This is a genomic window from Paenibacillus macerans (assembly GCF_900454495.1).
Classification (GTDB): Bacteria; Bacillota; Bacilli; order Paenibacillales; family Paenibacillaceae; genus Fontibacillus; species Fontibacillus macerans.
In genome coordinates this window covers 616,161-627,902 of record NZ_UGSI01000002.1, presented here as the reverse complement: position 1 = coordinate 627,902, position 11,742 = coordinate 616,161, and the positions used below count along the sequence as shown (strand labels likewise).

Here is an 11,742-nt window from a genome sequence, read left to right as displayed (position 1 = left end):
TCCGAATCACTCGGTTTTATTTTGATTGATCTGCGATTCGAAATACCGGTGTACATCGTGCAGCAGCTCGATCAATTGGTTGCTTTTCTCTTCGCCCAAAAAATCGCATAAATTTTGAATTTGCTTGGATCGGTGTTCCGCCGCCGTGCGAAACGCCTGATGGCCTTGCTCCGTCAGCTTGACGCGCACGACCCGGCGATCCTCCTGATCGTTGTAGCGATGCACAAGCCCTTGTTCTTCCAGGCTGCGAATCTGCGGCGTGACGGTGGGCGAAGCCACTCCCATCCTTGTGCTGAGCTCGGAGACGGTGATGCCCCGCGGCTCCTGTTCAAGCCCTTGAAGAATAGAATACATCAGTCTGAATTCGCTTGGTTTGAACGTTAACGGCGCCATTTTGTTCATATCCAGTCTCCGCAAGCGGTGCAGCGCCAGCATAAGCTTATGCGCCTGCGAATTATCGCTGGAATGCACCGGTGATCACCTCAGCTTTCCATTTATTTTCATGATTTAATAATTAGGAATCCTATTTATTAGCAAGCCTAATTATAATTTCGCTTATCATGAAAGTCAAGCGAGCCCGAAGTTCCACATATTAGAAAGAAAAAGACGCCTGCCGGGGTAAAGCTACCGGGTGCTGGCGTCTTTTTTACACTTAAATAAGGAACTGGCTCCGTTTTCGGATAAAGCTTTGCAGGTGCGTGCGAAGGATATGGGATGGGATCGGGACGGGCAAACCACTGTTGCCGGAAATAACGGTAAATTGCGGCGCTATTTTCGTGATTTTGTCCCTCGGTCGCAGGATAGCGGAACTTTTAGGCCCTATTGGGGGCTGAACTTGAAAAAGAAGCCTTTTCCCGCTCATTTTCAAAAAATAGCGGTAAAAAGTTCCGCTAATATAGCTGGACCCCCTATCTCGGTAGGGGATAACGCCCTTTTTTACCTCTATTTCCCTCGATTCCGCAAAAAAGATCGTACCGGCGGGCTTGTAGAGCTAAAATTGTCCCCATGGCCGTTACGATCCTTTTCCATTACTGCCCTGCCCCGCCGCCTTGGCGGAGTTCATCCAGACTTTTGAACTCGTATCCCTGGCGCCGGGCTTCATCAATGATGGAGCCCAAAGCCGCCGCGTTGTCCTTGGACACGGAATGCAGCAGAATCACCGCGCCGGGATGCAGTTGAGAGACCACTTGCCGGTATGCGTAATCTGCGCCTCTTTGGGCCTTGACATCCCAATCCTTGTAGGCCACCGACCAAAATACGTTGGTGTACCCCAGCTCTTTCGTCACCCGCAGCGTTCTGTCGCTGAAAATGCCGCGGGGCGGCCGCAGGTATTTCATCTCCTGACGGCCGGTCACCTTCGCCGTCTCCTGCTTGACGCGTTCCAGTTCGTCGCGGATTCGCTCGTCGGAAATCGTGGTCATATCCGGATGGCTCCAGGAATGATTTCCGATAAGATGCCCTTCGGCAACCATCCGCTTTAACAGCTCGGGCTGATCCTTCACATAATGTCCGGTGACGAAAAAAACGGCCGGCACCTTCTTCGCCTTCAGCGTGTCGAGAATCGGCGCGGTATACCCGTTTTCATAACCGTTGTCGAACGTGAGAAACAATTCCTTCAGGGAGGTATCGCCGAGAAAAATTGCCCCATGTTTATCGACGATCTCTTTGAAACCCTCCTCGTTAATCGAAGGAAGACTTCCGTTTACGCTTTTTTTGAACCCGAAATGATGGGGCGAATCGGCGTTAACGGTTTGCGGTACCGCGGGGCCAAGCAGCATGCCGACCATTACCGCACAGATCAAGGCCAATCTCACAGAGCATTCTCTCCTTATTCTCCAAAATCCTAGCTGCAGCGCTCTCGTTTACTATTGCCTGTACTGCGGGAAATATACAACTCGCTTTTGGGCCGGCCGGGCCCCTCGCACCGCAACTTTAATTGCCCTGCTGTCTGCCCGCCGAACCGGACAGTTCGCTGTGCCGGTACCCGTACAGCACATACACCAATAACCCGAAAATCATCCAAACGAGGAAGGCGATCCAAGTTATCCGCGGCAGGCTGGTTAACAAATAGCCGCAGGTCAACACGGCCAGCAGCGGGATCCAGGGCACCAGCGGCACTTTGAACGAGCGGGGCAAGTCCGGGCGGGTCCGGCGCAAAATGACAACCCCGAGCGATACCGTGATAAAGGCAAAAAGCGTACCGATGCTGACCAAATCGGCGAGCCGGCCGAGTGGAATCAGACCGGCCAACACCGCGACCGCGATGCCGGTCGTCCAGATGCTGACGGAAGGTACCCCAGTCCGGGGATGCAGCCGGGCCAGCTTCCCGGGAAGCAATCCGTCCCGCCCGATCGCGTACAGGAGCCGGCTTTGGCCGAACAGCAGCACAAACAGCACGGTCGTTATACCGACGATGGCTCCCAGCGAAATAAAGCCGGCCGCCCAATTCTGGTCGATATACTGCAGGGCGAAGGCGACCGGATTTTTGACGTTCAGCTGCGAATACGGAACGATCCCGGTAAGCACCGCCGTGACGAGGACGTACAGCAGCGAGCAAATCGCCAGCGACCAGAGGATGCCGCGCGGCAGATCCTTCTGCGGGTTCCGCACCTCCTCGGCGGCTGTGGCGACGGCATCAAAGCCGAGATAAGAAAGGAAGGCCGTCGCCGCCCCGGTAACGACGCCGCTGAATCCAAACGGCATGAACGGCGTCCAGTTGCCCGGCTTCACGTAAAAGGCGCCGACAACGACAAACAACGCGATCACGGCGATTTTGACAATGACCATGATCGAGTTCAGCCGCGACGACTCCTTCGATCCGCGGGATACGATAAACGTAAGCAGCAGCACGATCAAAACGGCGGGAACGTCGACATAGGTCCCGGCTTTAGGATCAAAGGCGCTGCTGATCGCATGCGGCAGGGCTATGCCAAACCCGGCGGCAAGGCCCTGAAAATACCCCGACCAGCCGCTGGCCACCATAGAAGCGGCAAAACCGTATTCCAGCATCAAGTCCCAGCCGAGAATCCAGGCGACAAGCTCCCCGAAGGTAGCGTAGCTATAGGTGTAGGCGCTCCCCGACACGGGAACCATCGACGCGAATTCGGCATAACACAGCGCGCAAAAGGCGCAGATGATCCCGGCCAGAATAAAGGAAAGAATAAGTCCCGGCCCGGCATGCTGCGCCGCCGCAACACCGGTGAGCACGAAGATGCCCGTCCCGACGACGCATCCGATGCCAAGCATGGTTAAATCAAAGACGCCAAGCTCTTTTTTGAGCGTGGTGCCGGCCGCGTTTTTCTCCGCAAGCATGGAGGTTATCGATTTTTTTCTGAATAAATGCATTTAGGCTCTGTCCCCTAATTCAAATTTAAGACACCCATCCGGCAATTATAGAGTCCCCGTGCGGTACGGACAAGCGCAAATATTGCCGGTTGCGCCTTTAATTTCGAACATTTCAGGAAATATTATCCCGGGCCCCCCGTTAACTCCTGCTGCGCAAAGCGGATCCACTCCCTCGTCGCAAAGGACAAATAGCGGTCGTCCCGCCAGACGATGCCCAGCTTCCAGGGGATGATCGGCTTTACCAGCGGAATGATCCTTACGCGCTCGTCATCCACCTCGCGGCAGATCGTTTCCGGCAGCAGCGTGATGCCGAGGCCGACCGCGACCATTTCGCTGATAAGGTCCCATTGCGAGCTCTCGTAAATGACATGCGGCTGAAATCCGGCCTTGGCGCATTCGTTAATGATCCGGTCATGCAGCGTAAAATCCTCCCGGAACAGGACGAACCCGTCCTGGGCCAGTTCGGACAGTTCCGCCGCCTGCCGCTCCGCAAGCGGGTGGGACGGGTGCACGACCAGGTTGAGCTTCTCTTCCACGAACGGAAAACTGCTTAATTCCTCCGCCGTCGCCGGCAGCACGATAACGCCGACATCAAGCGCCCCGCCGACCACATCCGACTCCACCTTTTTGGCCCCGTCCTCAAACAGCTGGATCGAAATGTCCGGATATTTCTGATGAAACTGCCCGATCACTTTCGGAAAAAAACTCGATCCCACCATCGGGGGAAGTCCGATCCGGATATGCCCTTTTTTCAAATTCCGCAGGTCGTCCAGCTCCGCCACCAGGTTTTGGAACGAGGTGACGATTTGCTGCGCTTGTCCCACTATGATTTGACCGGCATCGGTGAGCACGATTTTTTTGCCGACCCGATCGAACAAAACGACGCCCAGTTCGTCCTCCATGCTTTTGATCGTCTTGCTGATGGTCGGCTGGGTGATATACAGCGCTTCGGCCGCTTTCGTAAAGCTTTTGAACCGGGCAACCTCGATCAAATATTGCATTTGCCGAATATCCAAATTTGGAGACACTCCTTTCACAACCTATCGATAGCCAATTGGAATGTTATTCATTCAGTATATTCATTTTACCCATGAAAACAATCGGTGTAATATTTTCATTATCAACGACGCAAAACCGACAGGAAGGAGCTTCCGTTCACCATGAACACGATGAAAATAATGAAAACGGCCGGCAAGGGCGTATTTCAAGTAGCGATTTTATTTTTATTCACCTTTGTCATGAACGAGGTTGCAAAGCTGCTTCATCTGCCGGTACCCGGCTCGATTTTGGGCATTTTCGTGTTGTTTGTCCTTCTGAAAACCAACATCGTCAAGCTGGCGTGGATCGAACAAGGCGCAAACTGGCTACTCGCCGAGCTGCTGCTGTTCTTTATTCCGTCCGCCGTTGGCATTATGAAATATATGCCGCTGCTGGAAAGCGAAGGCGTGCGGATTTTGATCGTCGTCATTTTCAGCACCTTGATCGTCATGATCAGCTCGGGGCTTGTCGCCTCCCGCATTTCCAAACGAAAGGAGCGTCACAGCTCATGATCACCGGTTTGCTTAGCCTTGTTTTTACATTGGTGATTTATTATCTGGCCAAACGGCTGTACAAAATCCGGCCTAAAGTTTATTTGTCCCCACTGCTGATTACGCCGCTGTTTCTGGTCATCGGCCTGATGTGGGCGCAGATTCCTTACGAAACTTACCAGGCCGGGGGAAAATGGCTTAGCACAATGCTGCAGCCCGCCACCGTCGCTTTTGCCGTTCCGCTATATAAATACTACAATGTTCTGAAAAAACACGCGGTGGAAATTCTCATCAGCGTACTGACCGGTTCGGTGGTGGCGATGTTCTCTTCGGCCTTCCTGGCCGAGTGGCTGCATCTGGACAACGATCTGATCACAAGCCTGATCCCCCGTTCGATTACGACGCCGATCGCTATGAACGTCTCCCAGGTCATCGGCGGCGTGCCGAATATTACAGCCGTCTTCGTCATTATTACCGGCCTGCTCGGAACGATGCTCGGGCCGCTGGTCGTGAAGCTGTTCCGCATCGAAAACGAGGTGGCGCGCGGCGTATTGTTCGGCACGAGCGCCCACGGCACCGGAACGTCCAAAGCGTTTGAGCTAAGCTCGCTGACCGGCACGATCTCCAGCATCTCCATGATTTTGGCCGCCTTGTTCACGTTGGGCGCCGCCCCGATGCTGATCTCGCTGCTGCAATAATGCAATAACCTTACGGTTCCTCCAAACTCAACATATAGTTTCCTCTTGAACCTCCGCCTTGGGCGGGGGTATTTTTTTGCGCGGTAAGTCTTTGCCTTGCGGCTTCCACCGACGGCCGGCTTTTCGCCCGTTTATGCCGAGTCAACATTTGGCCGGCATCATTTAAAACTGTACTTGAAATACTAACAGTTAGGCTTTATACTGTGATCGAGATCATTTTATAAAGAAAGGATGATTTTGGATATGAGTACGGCAGAGACAGTAAATCTGAACGATTTTTATACGGTACTTCGGGAAAGACATTCGGTTCGCGCTTACGACCCGTCGGTGAAAATCTCCCGGGAAGAACTGAAGGAAATGCTGGAGCTTTCGCTTTCCGCTCCTTCCTCTTCCAATTTGCAGCCTTGGCGGTTTTTGGTGATTGACGAAGACGAGCTGAAGCAAAAGCTGCTGCCGATCGCCAACAACCAGCAGCAGGTCGTGGAAGCTTCCGCCGTTATCGCGGTGCTTGGCGACCTGAAGTCCTATGAGCAGGCCGATGCGATTTACAGCCAGTCCGTGGCGATGGGCGCAATGACCGAAGAGGTGAAAACCAATTTTGTCGAACGTTTGCAACAAATGTACGGAGGTTTGGGAGACGAGCGGCTCCATCAGGTCAACTTGCTCGACGCCGGTCTGATCTCCATGCAGCTGATGCTGATCGCCAAAGCGAAAGGCTACGACACCGTGCCGATGGCCGGATACAATCCGGAAAAATTCGCCGAGGTCTTCGAAGTTCCGGAAACGCTCAAGCCGATCCTCCTCATCGCCATCGGCAAAGCGGCCAAACCGGCTCATGCCACACCGCGCCTGGGCGTAGATCAAGTGACGTCCTGGAACTCGTTCCAATCCTGATAAGCAAACAAAAAGCGGAGGAAACCGAAAGGTTCTTCCGCTTTTTTTTATGCCCGGATGGCTGCCCCTATTTTTTCGAAATTCCCAGCCGGTTTGGCCGCCGTTTGGCGCATACTATATCAGGTCATTTGCTTTTTTTCTGCATAAGTCCGCGGCTTGAGCGGCCGCTCGGCGAAGTTGATCTCAATTGCTCATGAAGTTGATCTATAATTAGCTTTGTTTAAAGCTTACATAGATATTACAATAAAGGTCATAAAAAACGTGAAAAGTAGAACATGTTTTTAGCGAGAAAGGGTGGATCCAAATGGCGATTACACAGCAAAACGAGGCACTGGAACAAGCCAGCCGCTATGTGGCTGAAGTTTATGAAGCCGTTCAAAAACGCAATCCGGGAGAACACGAATTCCATCAAGCGGTGAAGGAGATTTTGGATTCGCTGGTTCCGGTGTTTGCCAAACATCCGAAATACCAGGAAAGCGGCATCCTCGAAAGAATCGTGGAGCCGGAGCGTTTGATCAGCTTCCGCGTTCCGTGGGTGGACGATCAGGGCAAAGTACGGGTTAACCGCGGCTTCCGCGTGCAATTCAACAGCGCGATTGGGCCTTACAAAGGCGGGCTGCGCTTTCATCCGTCGGTAAATGCCAGCATCATTAAATTCCTCGGCTTCGAGCAAATTTTCAAAAATTCGCTGACCGGCTTGCCGATCGGCGGCGGGAAAGGCGGCTCGGATTTCGATCCCAAAGGCAAATCGGAGCTGGAGGTCATGAGATTCACCCAGAGTTTTATGACCGAGCTGGCCAAATACATCGGTCCCGACATGGATGTGCCTGCCGGAGATATCGGCGTAGGTGGACGGGAAATCGGCTACATGTTCGGCCAGTACAAACGGCTTTACGGCAGTGAAACCGGCGTGTTGACGGGGAAAGGCCTGACGTACGGCGGCAGCCTGACGCGCACCGAAGCAACGGGGTACGGCCTGGTGTACTTCACGGCGGAAATGCTGACCAGCAAAGGCGAAACCTTTGAAGGCAAAACGGTCGTCGTTTCCGGTTCCGGCAACGTTTCGATCTACGCCATCGAAAAAGCGCAGCAGCTGGGAGCCAAGGTGGTCGCGTGCAGCGATTCGAACGGTTACGTGTACGATCCGAACGGCATCGACCTGAAAACGGTCAAACGGTTGAAGGAAGTCGAAAGAAAACGGATTAAGGAATACGTGAACGAGCATCCGGGTGCGGAATACCATGAGGGCTGCCGCAATATCTGGAGCATCCCTTGCGATATCGCCCTGCCGTGCGCGACACAAAACGAAATCGATGAAGCTGCGGCAAAGCAGCTCGTCGCCGGAGGCGTGAAATTCGTCGCCGAGGGCGCCAACATGCCTTCGACGCTGGAAGCGATCGAGGTGTATCTGAACAGCGGAGTATATTTCGGCCCGGCCAAAGCGGCCAATGCCGGCGGCGTCGCCGTCTCCGCCCTGGAAATGGCGCAAAACAGCGCGAGATTGTCCTGGACCTTCGAGGAAGTGGACGAAAAGCTCAAAGGCATCATGAAGAACATCTATGCCAATAGTGTAAAAGCCGCCGAAGAGTTCGGCCATCCCGGAAACCTGGTGGTCGGCTCCAACATCGCCGGCTTCCTGAAAGTCGCCGACGCGATGCTGGCGCATGGGGTAGTTTAAATAGAATAAAACCAAAAAAAGCGCCCGGGATCTAATGTCCCGGGCGCTTTTTTTCGCTAGAGCCCGGCTAAATTAATAAGCCAGGGCGTCCAGAGCTTTAATGTGCGACAAATAGCGGATGTTGCTCGCTTCTTTCATCATCGTGGCCGGCAGACCGCGCAGCTCGGTGTTGTTGGCGCCGATCGTCGCTACGGCGTCCTTGCGGCCAAGGCTGGCCAGCGTACCGGAGTTGACCGGTTCGAACCCTTCCATCTTTTTGCCGCGCAAGAAAGCGAACAGGTTGTAGCCGGTCAGCTCGCCCATTTGCCAGGCGATTTGCGCCGTCGGCGGATACGGGCGGCCGTCAGGTCCCATAAATACCGCGCTGTCGCCGACCACAAACACGTCCGGATGGGAAACGGACTGCAAGAATTGGTTGACCGAAGCGCGTCCGCGGTTCACTTCCAGGCCGGACTCGCCCACGAGCGGATTGCCTTGCACGCCGCCTGTCCAGACGAAAGTGTTGGCCACGATTTTTTGGCCGTCCTTCAAATCGATTACATTGCCCGCGACATTCGTCACCGGCAACCCGGTCAAAAATTTCACGCCGCGTTTCTCCAGGCTCGCCGTCGCGCGTTCGATCAAAGAATCCGGCAACACCGGCAAAATCTTCGGCCCCGCTTCCACGAGCAGCAGTTTGATCGCCTCGCGGTCCACGCCGTATTTCTTCGTCAGCTTCGGCAGTTGGTCGGCGATTTCCCCAACCAGCTCGACGCCGGTCAAACCGCCGCCGCCGATCAGGATCGTGGCGTCCGCTTCATTGCCGGACTTGGCATACTCGCTGATCCGCTCCTCGATATGCTTGTAAATCGCGTTGGCGTCGTCGGCCGATTTCAGCACCATGCTGTGCTCCTCCAGACCCGGGATGCCGAAGTAGGCCGTTTTGCTGCCAAGCCCGACCACCAGCGCGTCATAAGTCAGGGTCGAACCGTCGGAAAGCTTAATTTCTTTATTATCCACCGAAAAGCTCTTGACCGTGGCGATACGCAGATCGATGTCTTTTCCTTTAAACAGCTTATCCAGCGGCAGCGCCACCGCCCGTTCGGAAATGCTGCCGGCAGCCAGACGATGCAGCTCCGTAATGATCTGATGCGTCGGATATTGGTTAACGACCGTCACCTGCGCTTCCGATCTGTCCATATATTTGCGAACGGTCAAAGCGCTAAGCACGCCGCCGTAACCGGCACCTAAAATTACAATTTCTTTTGCCATGGTTATTATCCTCCGTTATTTTTGTTGACTGTCGCGTGCGCCAGAGACTTGAAGATAAGCATTCACAAAGCGAAACAGCTTTTGCGCCTGCGGATCCTTAAGCATTCTAAGCAGACCGAACAAGCCGATTACCTCCTGGCTCTCTTCAGCCCGATCTCTGGCTTCGATGACGTTGGCGGCTACTTTCTTCACCGTGCCCACCACCGGTCCGGCCACCTCCGCGAAACCGCCGACCATGTCGTTTTTCAGCACTTCGTCCGTCGACAGTGATTTGAAAAAATCATACGATTTGGTCAGCGCGCCGACCATTTCCGTTAATTTAGGAAGCTGCTCTACCAGCACGCTCAAGGATTCCTGAACTTCCGGCTTCAACAGCTGCTCCAGAAGTTCACGCTCCTGCTGCCCGGCAGACAAGGCGCCGCCTTGCTCCGTCTTCGTTTCGGCAATTGTTTCTGACATTTCCGATTCTCCTTTGCAATAGATCTTAAGTACTTGCTTGTTCCTTAGTGTTCCAACCTTCTCTTACTCCAACCATTTTTGGTTAGTGAAAAAAGGCACATCTCAACCTGCAACAATCCCAATAAATTGTACCACATTTTCTACAAAAAAGGACCATGAAAGTGATTATTTTCACGGTCCTTAATTATTAAAAATTTTTCGGTTCGCTTAACCAGGGGATATATAACCCAGCGCCTGGGGCGAAAGCTCCTTCAGGAACTCATAAAACAGCTTCTCCGTCGGCGCCATTTCGCGCCCCGCCGGAACGATGACCCCGACATCCCGGGTGACCTGCGGTTCATTGATCGGCACCGTCACAATCGTCGGCGGAATCTGCTCGCTTAAGGCGATTTCCGGCAGCAGCGTCAGGCCAAGGCCCGCGGAAACCAGCCCTTTGATGGCATCCAGATCGTCCCCTTCAAAAGCGACCTTGGGCTGAAACCCCAAATTGGCGCAAGCCCTCACCACGATATCGCGCAGGATGAAACCTTTGGGAAACAAGACAAACACATCGTTTTTCAAATCGCTTAGTTTCAAAGAGGGCTGGTCGGCCATAGAGTGTCCGGCGGGAAGGAGCGCCACGAATTTTTCCCGGAACAAAATCTCGCCGTTGATTTGCGGTTCCTGCTGCGGCACCGGCCCCATCACCGCCAGGTTGATCTCCCCTTCGACGACCCAGTCCATCAATTCTTTGTACGAGCCGTGCTGCAGTTGAAAATGGACATACGGGTACTTTTTGCGGAAAGCCGAAACGACCGCCGGAACCATCCGCGCCGCCAAGCTGCTGGGGAAGCCGATCCGCACGGTCCCCCGCTCGGGATCCAAATATTCTTCGATCTCCTGACGGGCATGGTCGATGACTTTCATCAGCTGCTCCATCTGGTTTAAAAACTGCCGGCCGATCGGCGTCAGCTTGACTTTGCGCCCTTCATGAATAAACAAGTCCACGCCCAGCTCCGCTTCCAGCTTGAAAATTTGCCGGCTTACCGCCGATTGCGAAACGTGCAGAGCGTAGGATGCCTCAGTCACATGCTCAAGTTTGGCCACTTCGATGAAATATTGGATTTGCCTCAGTTCCATGCCACACCCTCCCTATTCCAGACGCCTCAGAAAAACCGGATTCACCTGTTTCGTGAAAAAGCCTTCTCCTAAGCCGTCAGCAGCCTTTGGCGCACTTGCCCGCAGCAAGCGATGCTCTACCGCCGGCAGGCCATTTAAATGGCTCCACCATTAAATCATTAAACTATTAAACCATTAGATTATTAACCCATTAAATCCCTTACATTCCGTGTAAATATATTAATCTCCATTATATAAGGGAAGCGACCGAAACGGAAGCATAGACTTCAGGAAAAAGCGCTGGAAACATAAGAAAATACCTGCATAATTTGCAGGCACTAGGACCAGGCTGCCGGAAAACGCCAGCGGAATGCGGCGGGGTGCCGCGAATGCTGCGAACTTCAACGGAATGTTGCGGGACGCGGCGAACTTCAGCGGGATTATACGGAATGCTGCGGAACTTCGGTTGGATTCCAGCCAAATCCAGCGAGTTTCAGCGGAATGCGGTTGAATGCGGCGAAATTTCGGTGACTTTAGCGAAACTCAACAAACTCCGGCGGACTCTAGCGAACTCGGTGAACTCCAACAGAAACCATAAGAGCAAAAAATGACGTTATTCCGGCGATATCGATCAATTTGAAAAAAATAAAGGCAATTTATGCCGCTATTTTCTCGAATCGTGAAGAAATATCCCCGTTTCGCACCATTCATAAGAAAATAAGGACAAAGAATGCCGCTAATGGGATGGATATGCCGGGGGGGCAGGAGAATAAGAACAAAAAGTGACGTT

General features: G+C 53.4%; 11 protein-coding genes. 4 read left to right on the top strand and 7 right to left on the bottom strand.

What is annotated here, in order from left to right:
* Nucleotides 1-6: 6 nt before the first annotated feature.
* From DYE26_RS25930 to cidR, 4 genes are all read right to left on the bottom strand, one after another.
* Nucleotides 7-471 (bottom strand): MarR family winged helix-turn-helix transcriptional regulator, encoded by a 465-nt coding sequence (locus DYE26_RS25930; RefSeq protein ID WP_036619124.1) that lies wholly within the window; start codon nucleotides 469-471, stop codon nucleotides 7-9.
* Between the two features lie 557 nt (nucleotides 472-1,028).
* Nucleotides 1,029-1,787 (bottom strand): delta-lactam-biosynthetic de-N-acetylase, encoded by a 759-nt coding sequence (pdaA, locus tag DYE26_RS25925; RefSeq protein ID WP_051985819.1) that lies wholly within the window; start codon nucleotides 1,785-1,787, stop codon nucleotides 1,029-1,031.
* Nucleotides 1,788-1,932: 145 nt separating this feature from the next.
* On the bottom strand, nucleotides 1,933-3,345 hold the full coding sequence (gene bcaP, locus DYE26_RS25920; RefSeq protein WP_036619121.1) for a branched-chain amino acid transporter BcaP: 1,413 nt from the start codon (nucleotides 3,343-3,345) through the stop codon (nucleotides 1,933-1,935).
* 122 nt (nucleotides 3,346-3,467) lie between these two features.
* Nucleotides 3,468-4,361, bottom strand: coding sequence for a cidABC operon transcriptional activator CidR (gene cidR / locus DYE26_RS25915; RefSeq protein WP_036619120.1), 894 nt, complete (start codon nucleotides 4,359-4,361; stop codon nucleotides 3,468-3,470).
* A 162-nt stretch (nucleotides 4,362-4,523) separates the two neighbouring features.
* Between cidR and DYE26_RS25910 the strand changes: the two genes are divergently transcribed.
* The 4 genes from DYE26_RS25910 to gdhA all read left to right on the top strand — a co-directional run bounded on the left by DYE26_RS25910 (nucleotide 4,524) and on the right by gdhA (nucleotide 8,144).
* A complete protein-coding gene (locus tag DYE26_RS25910) occupies nucleotides 4,524-4,895 on the top strand; it encodes a CidA/LrgA family protein (RefSeq protein WP_036627395.1) in 372 nt (123 codons plus the stop codon).
* The gene (locus tag DYE26_RS25905) at nucleotides 4,892-5,572 is read left to right on the top strand and encodes a CidB/LrgB family autolysis modulator (protein ID WP_155619337.1); all 681 of its coding nucleotides are present in this window, start codon (nucleotides 4,892-4,894) and stop codon (nucleotides 5,570-5,572) included. The genes DYE26_RS25910 and DYE26_RS25905 overlap by 4 nt, the downstream gene beginning before the upstream one ends.
* A 243-nt stretch (nucleotides 5,573-5,815) precedes the next feature.
* Complete coding sequence (locus tag DYE26_RS25900; protein ID WP_036619118.1) at nucleotides 5,816-6,466, top strand: nitroreductase family protein; 651 nt, start codon at nucleotides 5,816-5,818, stop codon at nucleotides 6,464-6,466.
* 304 nt (nucleotides 6,467-6,770) lie between these two features.
* Nucleotides 6,771-8,144 carry an NADP-specific glutamate dehydrogenase gene (gene gdhA, locus DYE26_RS25895; protein ID WP_036619117.1) on the top strand — a complete coding sequence of 458 codons (1,374 nt, stop codon included), beginning with the start codon at nucleotides 6,771-6,773 and terminating at the stop codon, nucleotides 8,142-8,144.
* Nucleotides 8,145-8,216: 72 nt separating this feature from the next.
* On the opposite strand, the gene DYE26_RS25890 is transcribed toward gdhA, so the two are convergent.
* The 3 genes from DYE26_RS25890 to gltC all read right to left on the bottom strand — a co-directional run bounded on the left by DYE26_RS25890 (nucleotide 8,217) and on the right by gltC (nucleotide 10,973).
* Nucleotides 8,217-9,395 carry an NAD(P)/FAD-dependent oxidoreductase gene (locus tag DYE26_RS25890; RefSeq protein WP_036619116.1) on the bottom strand — a complete coding sequence of 393 codons (1,179 nt, stop codon included), beginning with the start codon at nucleotides 9,393-9,395 and terminating at the stop codon, nucleotides 8,217-8,219.
* 15 nt (nucleotides 9,396-9,410) lie between these two features.
* Nucleotides 9,411-9,854 (bottom strand): DUF1641 domain-containing protein, encoded by a 444-nt coding sequence (locus tag DYE26_RS25885; protein WP_036619115.1) that lies wholly within the window; start codon nucleotides 9,852-9,854, stop codon nucleotides 9,411-9,413.
* 207 nt (nucleotides 9,855-10,061) lie between these two features.
* Complete coding sequence (gene gltC, locus DYE26_RS25880) at nucleotides 10,062-10,973, bottom strand: glutamate biosynthesis transcriptional regulator GltC (RefSeq protein ID WP_036619114.1); 912 nt, start codon at nucleotides 10,971-10,973, stop codon at nucleotides 10,062-10,064.
* Between the last annotated feature and the right edge of the window lie 769 nt (nucleotides 10,974-11,742).